15 protein-coding genes are annotated in these 17,128 nt (G+C 46.0%); 13 read left to right on the top strand and 2 right to left on the bottom strand.

Translation table 11 applies throughout. The features are described 5' to 3' along the window. Nucleotides 1-50 precede the first annotated feature (50 nt). From B5E64_RS06295 to B5E64_RS06280, 4 genes are all read left to right on the top strand, one after another. Nucleotides 51-1,616 carry a ClC family H(+)/Cl(-) exchange transporter gene (locus tag B5E64_RS06295; RefSeq protein WP_087167742.1) on the top strand — a complete coding sequence of 522 codons (1,566 nt, stop codon included), beginning with the start codon at nucleotides 51-53 and terminating at the stop codon, nucleotides 1,614-1,616. Between the two features lie 15 nt (nucleotides 1,617-1,631). After that, a complete protein-coding gene (locus B5E64_RS06290) occupies nucleotides 1,632-2,990 on the top strand; it encodes an MATE family efflux transporter (protein WP_242959032.1) in 1,359 nt (452 codons plus the stop codon). A 154-nt stretch (nucleotides 2,991-3,144) separates the two neighbouring features. Next, nucleotides 3,145-3,603, top strand: a complete 459-nt coding sequence (locus B5E64_RS06285) for an NfeD family protein (RefSeq protein ID WP_330620393.1) — start codon at nucleotides 3,145-3,147, stop codon at nucleotides 3,601-3,603. A gap of 22 nt (nucleotides 3,604-3,625) precedes the next feature. After that, nucleotides 3,626-4,561 carry an SPFH domain-containing protein gene (locus B5E64_RS06280; protein WP_087167739.1) on the top strand — a complete coding sequence of 312 codons (936 nt, stop codon included), beginning with the start codon at nucleotides 3,626-3,628 and terminating at the stop codon, nucleotides 4,559-4,561. A gap of 90 nt (nucleotides 4,562-4,651) precedes the next feature. Here the strand turns inward: B5E64_RS06280 and B5E64_RS06275 are convergent, their stop codons facing one another. After that, nucleotides 4,652-5,779: a DUF362 domain-containing protein gene (locus B5E64_RS06275; protein WP_087167738.1), complete on the bottom strand. Its 1,128-nt coding sequence runs from the start codon at nucleotides 5,777-5,779 to the stop codon at nucleotides 4,652-4,654. Between the two features lie 37 nt (nucleotides 5,780-5,816). Then, complete coding sequence (locus B5E64_RS06270) at nucleotides 5,817-6,314, bottom strand: GNAT family N-acetyltransferase (protein WP_087167678.1); 498 nt, start codon at nucleotides 6,312-6,314, stop codon at nucleotides 5,817-5,819. A gap of 99 nt (nucleotides 6,315-6,413) precedes the next feature. Between B5E64_RS06270 and B5E64_RS06265 the strand changes: the two genes are divergently transcribed. The 9 genes from B5E64_RS06265 (at nucleotide 6,414) to B5E64_RS06225 (ending at nucleotide 17,081) form a co-directional block, all read left to right on the top strand. Continuing rightward, entirely contained in the window at nucleotides 6,414-7,118 is a 705-nt protein-coding gene (locus tag B5E64_RS06265) for an ABC transporter ATP-binding protein (protein ID WP_087167677.1), read from the top strand. Between the two features lie 34 nt (nucleotides 7,119-7,152). After that, nucleotides 7,153-8,544: an ATP-binding protein gene (locus B5E64_RS06260; RefSeq protein ID WP_087167676.1), complete on the top strand. Its 1,392-nt coding sequence runs from the start codon at nucleotides 7,153-7,155 to the stop codon at nucleotides 8,542-8,544. Nucleotides 8,545-8,570: 26 nt separating this feature from the next. Then, nucleotides 8,571-12,356: an FtsX-like permease family protein gene (locus B5E64_RS06255; protein ID WP_087167675.1), complete on the top strand. Its 3,786-nt coding sequence runs from the start codon at nucleotides 8,571-8,573 to the stop codon at nucleotides 12,354-12,356. Between the two features lie 489 nt (nucleotides 12,357-12,845). Then, nucleotides 12,846-13,298, top strand: coding sequence for a hypothetical protein (locus tag B5E64_RS06250; RefSeq protein ID WP_087167674.1), 453 nt, complete (start codon nucleotides 12,846-12,848; stop codon nucleotides 13,296-13,298). A gap of 12 nt (nucleotides 13,299-13,310) precedes the next feature. After that, nucleotides 13,311-13,880 carry a transcription termination/antitermination NusG family protein gene (locus B5E64_RS06245; protein ID WP_087167673.1) on the top strand — a complete coding sequence of 190 codons (570 nt, stop codon included), beginning with the start codon at nucleotides 13,311-13,313 and terminating at the stop codon, nucleotides 13,878-13,880. Between the two features lie 93 nt (nucleotides 13,881-13,973). After that, entirely contained in the window at nucleotides 13,974-14,486 is a 513-nt protein-coding gene (locus B5E64_RS06240) for a transcription termination/antitermination NusG family protein (RefSeq protein WP_087167672.1), read from the top strand. A gap of 88 nt (nucleotides 14,487-14,574) precedes the next feature. Next, the gene (locus tag B5E64_RS06235; protein ID WP_087167737.1) at nucleotides 14,575-15,822 is read left to right on the top strand and encodes an aminotransferase class V-fold PLP-dependent enzyme; all 1,248 of its coding nucleotides are present in this window, start codon (nucleotides 14,575-14,577) and stop codon (nucleotides 15,820-15,822) included. Nucleotides 15,823-15,831: 9 nt separating this feature from the next. Then, the gene (locus B5E64_RS06230) at nucleotides 15,832-16,473 is read left to right on the top strand and encodes a sugar transferase (RefSeq protein WP_087167671.1); all 642 of its coding nucleotides are present in this window, start codon (nucleotides 15,832-15,834) and stop codon (nucleotides 16,471-16,473) included. Further along, complete coding sequence (locus B5E64_RS06225; RefSeq protein ID WP_087167670.1) at nucleotides 16,470-17,081, top strand: acetyltransferase; 612 nt, start codon at nucleotides 16,470-16,472, stop codon at nucleotides 17,079-17,081. Before B5E64_RS06230 ends, B5E64_RS06225 begins: the two co-directional genes overlap by 4 nt. The last annotated feature ends 47 nt before the right edge of the window (nucleotides 17,082-17,128 follow it).

Here is a 17,128-nt window from a genome sequence, read left to right as displayed (position 1 = left end):
TGCTATACTGAAAACTGTGAGAGAATTGATCTAAAGAAATGGGTGAAACGATGAGAGAAAAGAAAGATATATCTTATACGATTCGCAGATCTGCGGATTTCCCGGTTATTATGATCGGGGAAGGAATTCTGGTGGGAGCCGTTGCCGGAGGCATTGTGCTTTTGTACCGGATCTGCCTGAACTATGCGGGGACATGGATGCGTCAGATTTTGGAGATGTGCAAAGGAGATCCGCTCCGGTCGGCGCTCTGGATCGGAGCGCTTCTTCTGATGGCGGTTGTGACCGGGCTTCTGGTCCGGTGGGAGCCGATGATTTCGGGCAGCGGTATCCCGCAGTTAAAAGGTGAGATGGAAGGAAAGCTGGAACAGCGGTGGTACCGGATTCTTCCGGCGAAATTTCTGGGCGGCTTTCTGGGAATGTTCGGCGGACTTGCCCTTGGTCGGGAAGGCCCGTCCATTCAGCTTGGAGCTATGGCGGGGAAAGGGATTTCCCGTGTGTTAAAACGCGGAAAGACGGAAGAAAAATTTCTTTTGACCTGCGGCGCCAGTGCGGGAATGGCGGCGGCGTTTCAGGCACCTCTTGCAGGCGTGATGTTTACCATGGAAGAGATTCATAAAAATTTCACGGCTCCGGTGTTCATTTCTGCCATGACCTCGGCGGTTGTTGCCGACTATATGACCTCTCATGTTCTGGGGATGGATCCGGTGTTTCAGTTTGACATTGCAGGGAATTTGCCGCAGAAATACTATGGACTGCTCATCATCATGGGGCTGGTTTTAGGCGTCTTCGGTGTGTTTTATAACTGGTTTACTTTGAAAGTCCAGAGCCTCTACAAGAAGGTCTCCTTTCCGGGCCCGGTCGGGAAAGCGGTGTTCCCGTTCCTGGCTGCCGGGATTCTCGGATTTACGGTACCGGAGATTCTGGGAAACGGACACAGCCTGATCGATACGATGACGCATGAGAGAATGGTGCTGCAGACGTTGATTGTGCTGTTCGTTTTAAGGTTTTTATTTTCAGCAGTCAGTTTCGGCTCCGGGGTCCCGGGCGGGATCTTTTTCCCGATGCTGGTGCTCGGCGCGTTTGCAGGATGCGTTTTCGGGACAGTATGCAATGAAATGTTCGGCGTTCCGGCAGAATATATCAACAATTTCATTCTGCTTGCAATGGCGGGATTTTTTACGGCGGTGGTACGCGCCCCGATGACCGGAATCATTCTGATTTTTGAGCTGACAGGATCGTTGAGCCAGATGCTTTCCCTGTCTGTTGTCACGGTCATTGCATACATAACGGCCATGATGTTAAAGTCAGAGCCGATTTATGAAAGTCTTCTTGCAGGACTTCTGAAAGGGCAAAACGGGCAGATGCCGGAAGAAGGAGGAGAAAAGGTACTGGATTATTATGCGGTGGCAGAAGGTTCTCCTGTTGCCGGATGCATGGTAAAAGAGGTCAGCTGGCCAAAAGCGTGCCTGCTTGTATCGATCCGGCGGGGTGAGAAAGAACTGATCCCGAAAGGAAAAACAAAGATTCAGACCGGGGATGTTATTATCACAATGACCGACGAAGCGCACAACGGCGAAGTGTGTGACCAGATGAAGCAGTTGTGCAGAAACGAGTAAAAGAGGCGATGAAATTTGGATACAAAAAATGATTTCAGTAAAGGAAGCGTGGCAAAGAATATATGGAGTCTGGCTGTCCCTATGACAGTGGCCCAGCTTGTCAACGTGCTTTACAGTGTGGTAGACAGGATTTATATCGGACATCTTCCGGATGCGTCGACAGAGGCGCTGACCGGGATCGGGCTTGCGCTTCCGGTTATTACGATGATTACAGCATTTTCCAATCTGTTCGGCATGGGAGGTGCTCCGCTTTGTTCGATTGCAAGAGGAGCGGGAGACGTAAAACGGGCTGAGAAAATTATGGGGAATTCCTTTACGCTGCTTTTGATGACAGGCGTGATCCTGATGGCGTTCTGCTATCTCACCATGAGACCGATGCTTTACCTTTTCGGTGCCAGCGACCAGACCTATCCGTATGCACAGGCGTATCTTTCCGTTTATCTGACAGGGACACTGTTTGTGATGATCAGTCTTGGTATGAACAACTTTATCAACGCCCAGGGCTTTGGAAAGATGGGAATGCTCACTGTTTTGATCGGTGCAGTCCTGAATATCGTGTTGGATCCGGTTTTTATTTTCGGATTTCATATGGGCGTATACGGAGCGGCGGCGGCGACCGTAATTTCCCAGGGAGTGTCGGCAGCCTACGTGTTCTGGTTTCTGAGAGGGAATCATGTTCTTTTCCGGCTGAATAAAAAAGATATGAGACTGGAGGGGAAACTGATCCGGGAAATTACAGGACTTGGACTTTCCGGGTTTGTCATGTCGGTGACGAACGGTTCGGTACAGATCGTCTGCAATGCCATGCTCTCCCGGTATGGAGGGGATCTGTACGTCGGAGTCATGACGGTAATCAATTCTGTCCGGGAAATTATTACCATGCCGGTGAACGGCCTGACCAACGGCGCACAGCCGGTGATCGGATTCAACTATGGAGCGGGGGAATACGAAAGAGTAAAGAAAGCCATCCGTTTTATGGGTACGAGCTGTATCGTATTTACCTGCGCGGTCTGGGCGGTTCTGTTTGCCGTACCGCAGTTTTTTATTCATCTGTTCAACAGTGAACCGGAGCTGCTTGAAGCAGGGGTGGGCGCGTTTCGGATATATTTTTTCGGAATCTTTCTGATGGCACTTCAGTTTACCGGCCAGTCTACCTTTGTGGCACTTGGAAAATCGAAGCAGGCGGTGTTCTTTTCCCTGCTCAGAAAGGCGATTATTGTCATTCCGCTTACCATCTGCCTCCCGATGATCGGAGGGCTTGGTGTAAACGGTGTATTCCTTGCAGAGCCGGTTTCCAATCTGATCGGAGGTGTGGCATGTTTCGCCACCATGTATGTGACTGTCTACAGAAAACTGGGAAAAAGAGGAGAATGATCTGTTTCTGGTTGCAAAACAGCAGGAACTCTAGTAAACTGATAATAAATTGAAACAGTTTAAAAAAATCAGAAAAAGAGGAGAAAGTTTTGAAAAAGAACCATCTCCGTCTTTCCGGATCCGGAAGGACATCTGACGTAAGGAGGTGTGACATGTGGACGCTCTGACACCGGAAACAATGAGGATTATCTGGCTTTTGCTTGTTGTGATTCTTCTGGTGATCGAACTGATTACCGTGGGACTGACGACAATCTGGTTTGCGGCGGGATCGGCGGCGGCATTTCTCCTGTCTTTGACAGGTGCCGGGATCGGATGGCAGACCGGCATATTTCTGGCCGTTTCCATCGTCCTGCTGATTTTTACAAGGCCGTGGGCCCTCAGGTATGTCAACAGAAACCGGGAAAAGACCAACTACGAAAGTCTGATTGGGAAAACAGTCAAAGTGACACAGCGTATCAGCAACACAGACCAGACGGGGGCAGCGGTCTATGACGGACAGGAGTGGACCGCAAGAAGCGTGAAAGATGACGGGACAATTGAAGCTGGAAAGTATGCGGTTGTCGAGAAGATCGAGGGCGTGAAGCTGATTGTGAGGGAAAAGGAGGAAAAGTAATATGATGAATGCATCCACGATTATGAGTATTCTTGGGATTATTTTACTGATTCTGATTGTGCTGATTCTGATCTCCTGCATTAAGATCGTACATCAGGCACAGGCACTTGTGGTCGAGCGTCTCGGCGCATATCAGGCGACCTGGGGCGTTGGAATCCATTTTAAGATTCCGATCATTGAGCGTGTGGCAAGACGGATTGATTTAAAAGAACAGGTGGTTGATTTTGAGCCGCAGGCGGTAATCACGAAAGATAACGTTACCATGCAGATTGATACGGTTGTCTTTTATCAGATCACGGATCCGAAGCTGTTCTGCTACGGAGTGGCAAATCCGATCATGGCGATTGAAAATCTGACTGCTACGACGCTTCGAAATATCATCGGAGATCTGGAGCTGGACCAGACACTGACATCCAGAGAGACAATCAACACGAAAATGCGCTCAGAACTTGATCTCGCTACAGACCCGTGGGGGATCAAGGTGAACCGTGTGGAACTGAAAAATATCATTCCTCCGGCAGCGATCCGGGATGCGATGGAAAAGCAGATGAAAGCGGAACGTGAAAGAAGAGAGGCCATCCTTCGTGCAGAGGGTGAGAAGAAATCTACGATTCTTGTGGCAGAAGGAAATAAGGAGTCCGCAATCTTAAACGCGGAGGCGGATAAGCAGGCGGCTATCCTTCATGCAGAGGCAGAAAAAGAGAAGATGATCAAAGAGGCAGAAGGTGAAGCGGAAGCGATCCTGAAAGTCCAGAAGGCTAACGCAGACGGTCTCCGTTTCCTGAAGGAAGCCGGCGTCGATGAGGCAGTCCTGACATTAAAGAGTCTGGAAGCATTTGAAAAGGCCGCAGACGGCAGGGCGACGAAGATCATCATTCCATCCGAAATTCAGGGAGTGGCAGGTCTTGTGAAATCCCTTGTAGAAGTCGGGGAGACAGAGAAAACAGTCGGCGAGTAATCGAGAAGCCAGCACTGGCAGCGTAGAATAGAAAGTAGAAATGAAACAGAGGTCCGGAAAAACTCCGGGCCTCTGATTTGCTTTCTGAAGTTATTTTACTGTGATTAATTCATAGGATCTGGTGCCGAGGCCGATTTTCTCAGCGTGGGAGAGACAATCTTCCCATCCGGCTTCCGGGGTTGTGTTGACGAAATGATCGTGGTGGTCACAGAAGCCATCCTCATGCATCCGGTCATCAAGAAGACTTCCAGGAAGCGGATTCTGTGCATTGCATGCGTCCACGCAGGCCTGATCCAGCGCAACCGGGTCGAAGCTTGCGAACATTCCGATATCCGGAAGGATCGGCACATCGTTTTCACCGTGGCAGTCGCAGTACGGGGAAATGTCGATCACCAGATTGATATGGAAATTCGGGCGTCCATCCAGAACTGCCTTGGAATACTCGGCGATTTTCATATCAAGTTCCTTCACCGCGGAAGAATTCTCGTTGTAGATGGCATCAAAATTGCAGGATCCGAGGCAACGGCCGCATCCGACACATCTGCTGTGGTCGATGGAGGCACGACGGTTTTCATCAAAAGAAATCGCTCCGTGGGCACAGTTCTTTGCACAGGTCCGGCAGCCTACACAGCGTTCCTGATCGACAGAAGGTTTCCCGCTGTTGTGCATCTCCATCTTTCCGGCACGGGAACCGCATCCCATTCCGATATTTTTGAGGGCACCGCCAAATCCGGTTGCCTCATGTCCCTTGAAATGATTCAGAGAAATGAAGACGTCCGCATCCATAATGGCAGTTCCGATCTTCGCATCTTTCACAAGCTCACCGCCCTCCACAGGTACATAGGTCTCGTCCGTACCTTTCAGTCCGTCGGCGATGATGACCTGACATCCGGTAGAAAACGGGGTAAATCCATTTTCGTAGGCACTTTCGATATGCTCCAGAGCATCTTTTCTGCGTCCTACGTATAAGGTGTTGCAGTCTGTCAGAAATGGACGTCCGCCAAGCTCCTTTACGACATCAGCAACAGCTTTTGCCCAGTTCGGACGAAGGTAGGAAAGATTGCCCGGCTCGCCAAAGTGGATCTTGATGGCTGTCATTTTCTTCTCAAAATCAATCTCCCCGATGCCGGCTTTTCTGATCAGTTTTTTCAGCTTGCCTGGAAGATTTGTTCCAGGAAGAGCCCGGAGATCTGAAAAATATACTTTTGCTTTTTCCATGTTTTTGTATCCCTCCAAAATATAGTTTCCTCTCAAATTAAATTTCCATTTCCAGAATATAATCATCCATCACAAAACCGTTTCCGATGTCGGTTACCTCAGAGCGGACATCGTGAAAACCAAGATGATGATAAACGTCCAGTGTATGGCTGTTGTACTTGTTGCAGGTCAGCCAGATCTTTTTAAGCCCTTTCTCACGGCAGTAGTTCTTTAAGAAATCCACAGCCTGTGTGGCAAGATGCTGTCCCCGGAAATCCTTGTGAAGATAAAGCTTGCTCAGAAACAGAGCATCCTTTTCCGGATGAATCCCCGCATAGCCTGCAAACGCATCGTCACAGAAGATCCGATAATATTCATATCCGTCTTTCACCTGGTCTTTCAGGGCCGGATAAGACTGGAACCTGCCGACCATGTAGTTGACCTGCTCAAGTCCGATGATCGGGACAAAATGCTCGTGCCAGATTTCATTTGCAAGCGCCGCGATCTTGTCCAGAGCAACATCGGTCACAGCCTGTTCCATTCTGAATGTTCCCATAAAAATTCCTCCTTCGGACTGTTTTTTCAATCCCTTATCTGTTATTATAAAGATAGTAAGAATTTGATGCAAGATAAAATTAGAGGTGACAGACAGCACATGACAAGCTTTGTAACATTGAAAGATGTACGCAAAATTTATAAAATGGGAGAAGTGGAAATCCGCGCCGTGGACGGGATCGATTTCGAGATTGAAAAGGGCGAGTTTGCCGTAATTGTAGGGCCGAGCGGCGCCGGAAAGACTACTGTTCTCAACATTCTGGGCGGGATGGATACGGCCACCAGCGGAGAAGTGTGGATTGACGGGACGGACATCACGAAATTTAAAGCCCGGCGGCTGACCGGCTACCGGCGGGATGATATCGGATTTGTATTTCAGTTTTACAACCTCATTCAGAACCTGACCGCACTGGAAAATGTAGAACTTGCGCTTCAGATCTGCAAGGATCCGCTGGACGCTGCGGAAGTGCTGCGGGAAGTCGGACTGGGCGACCGCATGAAGAATTTCCCGGCGCAGCTTTCAGGGGGTGAGCAGCAGCGAGTCTCCATTGCAAGAGCGCTGGCGAAGAATCCGAAGATTCTGCTCTGCGATGAGCCGACGGGAGCGCTTGACTATAATACAGGGAAAGCAATTTTAAAACTTTTGCAGGATACCTGCCGGGAGAAGGGTGTGACTGTGATCCTGATTACGCACAACTCGGCCATTACGCCGATGGCGGACAGGGTCATTCATATTAAAAATGGAAAAGTATCAAAGATGATCAGGAACGAACATCCGGTTCCTGTGGAGACGATTGAGTGGTAGACTTGAATTTACGATCAAAATGGCAGGTGAATGAATGGAAAATATCGGAATAGAAACGGAACAAATAGAATATAAGAAAACAACTGGAGAGCTAAAGGAAGCAATTTCATCTATTGTTGCTATCTTAAATAAACATGGTTCTGGAGAACTGTATTTTGGCGTCAGAAATAATGGAGATGTTTTAGGACAAGAAATTAATGATGAAACCTTACGTAAAGTAAGTCAGGCAATAAAGAATCATATTACCCCATCTATTTTCCCAGAGATTACAGTTAAGACATTTAAAGATGGAAAGCAAACGGTATATGTAAAGTTCTCCGGAGATCAGCAACCATATCTTGCTCATAATGTTGCCCGTATCAGACAGGCGGATGAAGATCTTGTTATGTCGCAGGAAATGTATTCTGATATGCTATTAGCAAGGGGTGGAGAGAAGTATAGCTGGGAGAACCAGCCATCTGAGTATACAATACAAGATATCGATATGGCAGCTTTTAAGTCATATTTGATGAAAGCAAAAGCTGTTGGCAGAATTGAATTGGATTCTGATGATCCGGCTGTGGTTCTGGAAAAGCTGGATCTTTTTGCTAAAGATGGAATACATTTGTTAAATGCAGGAGCTGCTTTATTTTGTCCGTGTAAGACAAATGACGTACAGATGGCAAAATTCGCTACAAATGTAAAAGCGACTTTTACGGATATTCGCCGTGAGGATAAAGGATCGATCATAGGACTAAGCAAGGTATGTGAGCAATATATTATTGATGCAATGGACTGGAAAGCGGATATTATAGGACTTGAACGGGTAGAAACCCCGGAAATACCAGTAGAAGCTATTCGAGAAGCAGTCATTAATTCGTATGGGCATAGAATGTACAATAACAATCAGTGTAATGAGATTGATGTTTTTAAAGACAGGATAGAAATTCATACAACGGGAGGTTTTCCGAAAGGGCATACACCGGAGGAATTCCTGGATGGTAGTAAGAAAGCAATTCGAAGAAATAAGCTGATTACAGGAGTTCTCTATTATTCAAAAGATATGGAGACGTTTGCTACTGGTTTAAAACGTATTAAAGATGTATGTGATGAGACCGGATGCAAAGTGGAGTTTAGAACCGAAAAAGACGATTTTGTGGTTGTATTTTACAGGAATCTCCGAGAGACATGGAAAGATGAGCAGAATAATAAGAATGCAGAAATTCCAAAACATCAAAATGATGTTTTGAATGATGTTTTAAAAGATGTTTTGCAAAATCAGATAATCCAACTTTTGACTGAGAATAATAGGCTGAGTCAAAAGCAAATAGCTGCAAAGACAGGTCGATCCATAGCATCCGTACAGAGGGCAATGAAGAAGCTTATTAAACAGGGGAAGATTATTCGTGAAGGTGGAAAGCGCTTTGGACATTGGAAAGTAAAGTAGAGTCGAGTTCGAATGGCGGTGATAATATGAAAAAGACGGCATTAAGAAAAGAGTTCTGGATGTCGATCAGAAAAAGTCCGGGCCGTTTCCTTTCGATCTTTCTGATTGTCGCTCTGGGAGTTTCGTTCTTTTCCGGAATCCGTGCCTCGGAACCGGATATGCGGGTTTCCGGAGACAGATATTACGATGAGACAAACCTGATGGATTTGAAAGTACAGGGGAGCCTGGGACTTACGGATGACGATGTGAAGGCGCTGTCCGAAGTAGAAGGTATCCGGTCCGAGGAGGGCGGATACAGCGTTGATGCGCTCTGTAAAGTAGATGAAAATGAAAAAGTCTTACATATTGCATCTTCTTATGAGACAGTGAATCAGACGACTTTATCCGAAGGAAGAATGCCGGAAGGCGATTCCGAATGTGTACTGGATGAAGATTTCATGGAGGCAAACGGCTATGAGATCGGGGATACGCTTGAGCTTTCTTCCGGCACGGAAGATCCTCTTACTGACAGCCTGAAAAAAGAAGAACTCACGATCGTGGGAGCAGGCAGCAGCCCGGAATATATCTCCATCGAAAGAGGAAGTTCTCTGATCGGAAACGGTGAAGTCTCCGCCTTTGCGGTGGTGGCACCGGAGGCATTTGCGCTGGATGTATATACGGAAATTTATCTTCTTGTAGACGGTGCGGAAGCAAAAACCTGCTATACAGACGGATATGACGATCTGGTTGCTGAGGTCAAAAAGCGGGTGGAAGATATTGCCGATGTAGAGTGCGTCCGCAGAACAGAAGAGATCAAATCGAAGGCGCTTCAGGAGATCGCAGATTCTCAGAGCGAACTGGATGATGCGAAAAAAGAAGCCGATGAGGAACTTGCAAAGGCAGAACAGGAATTACAGGATGCCGGGCAGCAGATCACGGACGGACAGAAGCAGATTGACGACGGCAAGGCAGCCCTGGCGTCCGGCAAAGCAGAAATCAGCAGACAGGAGAAGATCTTGCAAAATGCCGAGGCTCAGTATCAGAGCGGAACGGCAGCATTGAAATCTGGAAAATCGGAACTGGCAAGTCAGAAGAATGCCCTCGCGTCCGGAAAAAGTCAGGCTCAGGCAGAATTTGCAAAGCAGGAGGAAGAGATTGCAAATTTGCAGAATCAGCTGGATTCAGCCAAACAGCAGATCGATGCGGCCGAGCAGAAGTTGGAAGCTGAGCTTGCAAATCAGGAAGCGCCACTTCTTGCGGCAAGAGAAGAGCTAGAGCAGAAAAAAGCAGATTTTGCGTCTCAAAAGGAAGCAGAGCTTCAAGCGTTGGAACAGAAGAAAGAAGGACAATTATCTGAACTTGCATCATTTGAACAGCAGGTAGGGGATATACTTACTCAGCTTACACAGAAGCAGAAAGAAGCAGATGGCTTAAAAATAAAGGTTGATGAGTTGAAAGCAGCTATGGAGGCCGATCCATCTTCTGTCACAGAAGAAATGAATGCACAGCTTATTTCACTTCAGACGAAATGGGATAAGAGTAATCAGGAGATTAGCAGTCTGACGGATAAAAAAGCTGAATTAGAGGATAAAAAAGCTTCAGTTCAGGAAGCTTTGCAAGAGATTGAAGAACAAATTAAGCCTCTAAATGAAGAGAAAAACAATCTGGAACAAGTGGATCAGACCCTTTCGGAACAGGAAGCAGTCTTTCAGGAACAGGCAGCCGCAGCGAGAAAGAAGCTGGCGGATGAATTGGCTAAGCCGAAGGCTCAGTGGGAATCTGGTGTAACAGCGCTGGAAGAGGGAAAAGCAGCACTGGCAAGCGCAAAGCAGGCGACAGAAGCTAGGTTCGCCTCAGGAGATGAGCAGATTGCCGCTGCTGAAGCAAAGATCCGTGCTTCCGAGTCCGAACTTTCTTCGGCGGCATCTCAGATTGCAAGCGGAAGATCACGGATTGCGGCTGCAAAAAATACGATTACGGAGCAGGAGGCAAGTCTGGCACAGGCGGAAGCCGAGCTTGCGGACGGACGGGCCGAGCTGGAATCCGGCCGGAAAGAATATGAAACACAGAAAGCAGACGCCGAGAAAGAACTGGCGGATGCTCAGATAAAGATCGATGATGCGAAAGCAGAAGTAGATGAGATCGAAGATCAGGAATGGTATGTCAATGACAGAGACGTTCTGGCAGAATACACAAGCTACGGCGAAAACGCAGACCGGATGCGTGCTATCGGAGAAGTGTTCCCGGAACTCTTCTTCCTTGTGGCGGCCCTGATCAGTCTGACAACCATGACAAGGATGGTGGAGGAAGAACGAACCCAGATCGGTACATTAAAAGCGCTTGGTTACGGAAAAGGAGCCATTGCAGGAAAATACATGATGTACGCATTTCTTGCGACGATGGGCGGCAGTATATTTGGAGTATTGATCGGAGAAAAACTATTTCCATATGTCATTCTTTACTCATACCAGATTATGTATACCCATCTGCCGCACATTGTGATCCCTTATCAGTGGAGTTATGCGGTGATGGCAACGGGAGCGGCGCTGGCATGTACTCTGCTTGCTACGTTCTATGCATGTTATAAAGAACTGGCGGCACAGCCGGCCGAACTGATGAGACCACCTTCACCAAAAGAAGGAAAGCGGATTCTTCTGGAAAGAGTCACCCTGATCTGGAAACATTTGAACTTTACATGGAAATCCGCAATCCGGAATCTCTTCCGTTATAAGAAGCGGTTTTTCATGACAATCGCCGGAATCGGCGGCTGTATGGCGTTGATGGTAGTCGGATTCGGTATCCGGGATTCCATCATGTGCATTGGAACTATCCAGTATCAGGAGATTCAGGTCTATGATGGCATGATTTATCTGAGCAGCAGTGTGACAGAGGATGAGGTTCAACAGATCAAGAATGCCATGGATGGAATGGATAAGATGGACAGATACATTGAGATGGAGATGGCAAGAGAGCCGATATCCTTATCCGTCGATGGAAGTACAGAAGATGTTTACCTGTGTGTGCCGGAAGATAAAGATAAAATCGAAGACTTTATGAACTTCCGCAGTCGGGCGACAGGAGAGGTCTATCATATCCAGGATGACGGCGTCATTCTGACAGAAAAAATGGCCAATACACTGGATGTTTCCAGTGGAGATACCATTTACCTCGGTGCAGACGGGGAAGAAAAAGAAGTGACTATCACAGATGTCTGTGAAAACTATATGCAGCATTACGTCTATATGTCGCCGGAACTTTATCAGGAATTGTATGGAGAAGAACCGGAGTATAACAGCATTCTTTTTGATCTGAAAGACGCATCGGCACAAGAACTGTCACAGGCAGGAGAAGAGTTGTTAAAGTATGACGGTGTGATGAACGTTACTTATACGAACAGTATTGAGGATCAGTTAAATACCATGTTACAGAGCCTGGATCTGGTTATTGTGGTACTGATTGTTTCAGCAGGACTGCTTGCCTTTGTAGTACTGTATAATCTGAATAACATCAATATCACAGAACGGAGGCGGGAGCTTGCAACCCTGAAAGTGCTTGGATTTTATGATACGGAAGTCAGTTCCTATGTATACCGGGAGAATATTATGCTGACGATATTCAGTATTGTAGTCGGTATCGTACTTGGGGCATTGCTCCACCGTTTTGTCATCACGACTGTGGAGGTAGACGCGGTCATGTTCGGAAGAGTGGTTAAGTGGCAGAGTTACCTCTACAGTGCACTGTTCACCACAGCATTTTCCCTGTTTGTCAACTGGGTAATGTATTATAAACTGAAGAAAATCGATATGGTGGAATCACTGAAAAGTGTGGAATAAAAAGAACTCCTTTCATGAGAGGCAGAACTATAGATGCCTGTCGTGGAAGGAGTTTTTTATAGGAAATTTTTAGAAAAAAATTCACAGAGTTTTTTACTCTGTGAAATATTTTTTATTTCATTATAAATAGAGATAACATTTTCTTCTGTTACCCTCAATTATTATAGCACAATAAGTAAAAAAAGCAACGAGATTATCTACTGCGATGGCAGAAAACAGTTGATTTTATCTGTCCACAATGCTGTCCTTTACATATTTTAAACAAAATAGGGATCTATTTGCCGTCAAAAATCTCGTCTGTACGACAGAATTTTTCCTGAGCAGTCATAAAATCACATTTTATTTTTCCAAATTCTTTTCTTTTTATTTCACGTCAGAAAAAAACGTCAGCCAGAATACCGCTTAGAAAATATACCTTACTACCATGATATATCTGCCCTTTCGCAGAGTAAAAAACTTTACGAAAAGGGGGAAGCAGCCATCTGGTATATGCTGCATTGCAGAAAGGGACAGGAAGCAGAGGCCGTACAGAACTGGAAACAGAAGGATTCCACTGCCAAGGCACAAGCATTTCTGTTTACCTTTGAGCGGATGAAACGGTATGAGGGAAGCTGGCATTATCTCCATGCACCGCTGTTTCCGGGCATGTTTTTTCTGGAAAGCGAAACAGACTGCGTTCCACGGGATCAGGAAGCGGTTCCGGTCGATGAAGAGACAGAAGCATTTCTGCGCAGACTTGGCGGAGCGGATCATTATGTTCCCATGTCCAGAGGCATTATCCTGGACGGTGTGACGATAGTGACAGAAGGCCCTCTTGTTGGAAACGAAGCAAGAATCAGGAAAATTGACCGGCATCGGCGTCTTGCAAAAATCGAAGGACCGTCAGAACTCTGGCAGAATGAAGGATTCTGGACCGGCCTTGAGATTACGTCAAAAAGCTGAGAGGTGTGGAGCATGGAAAACTGGTATGCACTCAGGTCTGTACCCGGAAAAGAAGAAGCAGCGGCAGAGCTGTTACGCCAGACGGTAGATCCTGCACTGTGGGATGTCTGCAGCGTATTGAAAAAGCAAAAACTGTTCCGTGCAGATGGAAAGCTGATTCTGGATACGGAACTGATGTTTCCGGGATTTATTTTTGTAAAAACAGATCAGATGGGAGAACTGGCAGAAGTTCTGGAAAGATCGAGAGAATACCCACAGCCTGTCGGAGGAAAAGAATGTCCAGTCCGGATTGAAGAGGAAGATCTGCACTTTCTTCAACAAGTCTGTGGAAAACGGCTGGATGTTCCTATGGGACTGTCGGAAGTCGAAGCGGATGACGAGGGAAATCTGATCCGGGTCGGTGGAATTCTCAAACCATATTCCGGGCAGATTGTTAGGAAACGTCTGAGAAAACGCTATGTACTGGCAGAAGTAGGACTCTTTGGAAGACAGGAAACGATTCTGTTTGGAATCCGCCTTCCGGGAGATCAGATCTGGCAGAATGATAGAAAAATACAGCAGCAAACATTTTCACGACAGTAAAGACTGCCGGGAAAAGAACTGCCGTAAGAAAAGGGAATGAGTTCGGGGCGCAGGCCGTGAAATGGCGAAGCACGCCCTTTTTCAGGAGGGACTATGTGGTACGTGATACAGGTGATGACCGGAAAAGAAGAGGAAATGAAAACGATCATCGAAAGCAAACTTCACAGAGATCTCTATGAAGACTGCTTTTATATAAGAAGAGAAAGGATCTGGTGCCTGGAAGGACAGAAGATCTGCCATGTGGAAACTATGTTTCCGGGATATCTCTTTGTAACCACAAAAGATCCGGAAGCCCTGTACTGGGAACTCAAGCACATCCCCGGACTTACGAAATTATTGCGGGCCGAGGAAGACATCTTTCTTGCGGTTTCATCAGAAGAACAGGAATTTCTTGAGAATCTGATTGATGGAGACAAGGAAAAGATTGTCCGGCTGTCGGATGTAGAGCTGGACGACGAGAAGAAGATTCTTTCGGCAGAAGGACCGCTGAAACATTATGTTGGAAATATCGTAAAGAAAAAGATACGACTTTGCTATGTAATGATAGAAAAAGAACTGTTCGGACAGAAGAGGAAGATACTGATTGGGATCCGGACAGAAAAGTAAAGAGAAAGAAGAAAAACAAGAAGTCCTGTCTTGGGGCTTCTTTTTAATGTAAAAAAGGAATGAAAGAGGGAGAATCATGGGTGAAAGTATGAAACCATTTGAATCAAAGGTATGGCTTTCCAGTCCGACCATGCATGGTCCGGAATTGGAGTATGTAAAAGAAGCATATGAAACCAACTGGATGTCAACGGTTGGGGAAAATATTAATGTGACAGAACGACTTGCCTGTGAAAAAGTCGGTTGTAAGTATGCGGTGGCATTATCAGCCGGAACAGCAGCGCTTCATATGGCAGTGAAGCTGGCAGGGGTAAAGCCGGGAGATAAGGTGTTCTGCTCAGATATGACATTCGATGCCACGGTAAATCCGGTTGTTTATGAAGGCGGTGTTCCGGTATTTATTGATACGGAGTACGACACCTGGAACATGGATCCGGTAGCCTTGGAAAAAGCATTTGAACTCTATCCGGAAGTAAAAGTTGTGGTAGTTGCACATCTTTATGGAACACCGGGCAAAATCGATGAAATCCGGGAAATTTGTAAAAAACATGGTGCAGTGATTGTCGAAGATGCAGCAGAATCTCTCGGAGCAACCTATAAAGGTGTACAGACCGGAACTTTTGGAGCGTATAACTGTATTTCCTTTAATGGAAACAAGATCATTACAGGATCATCCGGAGGAATGCTTCTGACAGAAGATGAAGAAGCTGCAAAGAAAGTGCGGAAATGGTCTACTCAGTCCAGAGAGAACGCACCGTGGTACCAGCATGAGGAACTGGGATACAACTACCGGATGAGTAACGTGATTGCAGGAGTGGTCAGAGGACAGTTCCCATATCTGGAAGAACATATCGCACAGAAGAAAGCAATTTATGAGAGATATAAAGAAGGTTTCAAAGACCTTCCAGTGAAAATGAATCCATATGATGAAGAAAACAGTGAGCCGAACTTTTGGCTGAGCTGTATGATAATCGATCCGGAAGCCATGTGCAAGCAGGTACGGGGAGAACAGGAAGCACTGTATATCAGTGAGCCGGGGAAGAGCTGTCCGACAGAGATTTTGGAAACACTGGCATCCTACAACGCAGAAGGACGTCCAATCTGGAAACCAATGCACATGCAGCCGATTTACCGGATGAACGGCTTTGTCACAAGAGAAGGAAATGGACGGGCAAAGACCAATGCCTATATTGCAGGGGGAGCCGTAGGACAGGACGGAAGACCGCTGGATGTGGGAATGGATCTGTTCCACAGAGGCCTGTGTCTGCCGAGTGATAATAAGATGACGGTGGAAGAGCAGGAGAAAGTGATCGAGATTGTGAAGGGATGTTTTGAGTAGGTGTCTGGTATGAGAAGAAGAAAAGGATTTTATGAAGCGTGCATCAAAAGACCGTTGGATTTCGTCTGTGCACTTGGAGGAATCGTTGTATTGAGTCCGGTCCTACTGGTAACAGCAGGACTTGTGAAAATCAAGCTTGGAAGTCCTGTCATTTTTAAACAGGAACGGCCGGGGCTGAATGAGAAGATCTTCACATTATATAAATTCCGTACTATGACAGATGAAAAAGATGAACAGGGAAACTTATTACCAGATAGTGTGAGACTTACCAAGTTTGGGAGGTGGTTAAGAAGTACAAGCCTGGATGAGCTTCCAGAACTTTTTAATATCTTAAAAGGAGATATGTCAGTTGTCGGGCCACGTCCTCTTTTAGTGAAATATTTAAATCGATATAACGAACAGCAAAAACACCGTCATGACGTAAGACCAGGAATTACCGGATACGCTCAGGTTAACGGAAGAAATACAGTAGATTGGGAAAAGCGATTTGAGATGGATGTATGGTATACGCAAAATATTTCATTTCAAAGAGATGTAAGAATTATTTCCAAGACTGTACAGACAGTATTAAAAAGAGAGGGTATCAGTAGCGGAACATCAGAAACAATGGAAGAGTTTTTGGGAATGAATTCACGAGAGGAAGGATTATGAGAAAAAAAGTCATAATTATCGGCGCAAGTGGTCATGGAAAAGTTGTTGCAGATATTATCCAAAAATCAGGGGATATTCTTTTAGGATTTTTAGATGATAATAAAAGTCTTCCTGATCAATTGTCAGGTATTCCTATTCTCGGTACAGTCAATGATTATAAAAAATATTCACAGGCAAAATTTATAATTGCGATTGGTAACGCTGAAATCAGAGAAAGAATCTCTAAAGAAGTAAAGACGGATTCTTGGTATACAGCTATTCACCCTAATGCAGTTATTTCTAAATTGGATACTAGAATTGATCAGGGGACAGTTGTTATGGCTAACGCTGTGATTAATCCAGGGGCAGTTATTGGAAAACACTGCATAATTAATACAGGGGCGATCGTTGAACATGATAATACAATAGAAGACTATGTGCATGTTTCAGTTGGAGCCAAATTGGCAGGAAATGTTCACGTAGGAAGAAAAACATGGGTAGGAATTGGAGCAACAGTAAAAAATAATGTATCGGTCTGTGAAGATTGCATGATTGGGGCCGGAGCTGTTGTGATCAATAATATAGTGGAAAAAGGGACATATATCGGTATACCGGCAAGAATAGTATAGATAATAAGAAAAAATTAAAGACAGAGTAGTGAGTGTTGAAAGCTGAA

The organism is Drancourtella sp. An12 (genome assembly GCF_002160935.1).
Taxonomy (GTDB): Bacteria; Bacillota; Clostridia; order Lachnospirales; family Lachnospiraceae; genus Sellimonas; species Sellimonas catena.
This window is presented reverse-complemented; position numbering and strand designations above follow the sequence as displayed.

Excerpts from the sequence above, each read along its gene's own strand:
- B5E64_RS06295 (WP_087167742.1), top strand. The coding sequence starts at position 51 with ATGAGAGAAAAGAAAGATATATCTTATACGATTCGCAGATCTGCGGAT.
- B5E64_RS06280 (WP_087167739.1), top strand. The coding sequence starts at position 3,626 with ATGAGTATTCTTGGGATTATTTTACTGATTCTGATTGTGCTGATTCTG.
- B5E64_RS06275 (WP_087167738.1), bottom strand. The coding sequence starts at position 5,779 with ATGGAAAAAGCAAAAGTATATTTTTCAGATCTCCGGGCTCTTCCTGGA.
- B5E64_RS06270 (WP_087167678.1), bottom strand. The coding sequence starts at position 6,314 with ATGGGAACATTCAGAATGGAACAGGCTGTGACCGATGTTGCTCTGGAC.
- B5E64_RS06265 (WP_087167677.1), top strand. The coding sequence starts at position 6,414 with ATGACAAGCTTTGTAACATTGAAAGATGTACGCAAAATTTATAAAATG.
- B5E64_RS06260 (WP_087167676.1), top strand. The coding sequence starts at position 7,153 with ATGGAAAATATCGGAATAGAAACGGAACAAATAGAATATAAGAAAACA.
- B5E64_RS06255 (WP_087167675.1), top strand. The coding sequence starts at position 8,571 with ATGAAAAAGACGGCATTAAGAAAAGAGTTCTGGATGTCGATCAGAAAA.
- B5E64_RS06250 (WP_087167674.1), top strand. The coding sequence starts at position 12,846 with ATGCTGCATTGCAGAAAGGGACAGGAAGCAGAGGCCGTACAGAACTGG.
- B5E64_RS06245 (WP_087167673.1), top strand. The coding sequence starts at position 13,311 with ATGGAAAACTGGTATGCACTCAGGTCTGTACCCGGAAAAGAAGAAGCA.
- B5E64_RS06240 (WP_087167672.1), top strand. The coding sequence starts at position 13,974 with ATGTGGTACGTGATACAGGTGATGACCGGAAAAGAAGAGGAAATGAAA.
- B5E64_RS06235 (WP_087167737.1), top strand. The coding sequence starts at position 14,575 with ATGAAACCATTTGAATCAAAGGTATGGCTTTCCAGTCCGACCATGCAT.
- B5E64_RS06230 (WP_087167671.1), top strand. The coding sequence starts at position 15,832 with ATGAGAAGAAGAAAAGGATTTTATGAAGCGTGCATCAAAAGACCGTTG.
- B5E64_RS06225 (WP_087167670.1), top strand. The coding sequence starts at position 16,470 with ATGAGAAAAAAAGTCATAATTATCGGCGCAAGTGGTCATGGAAAAGTT.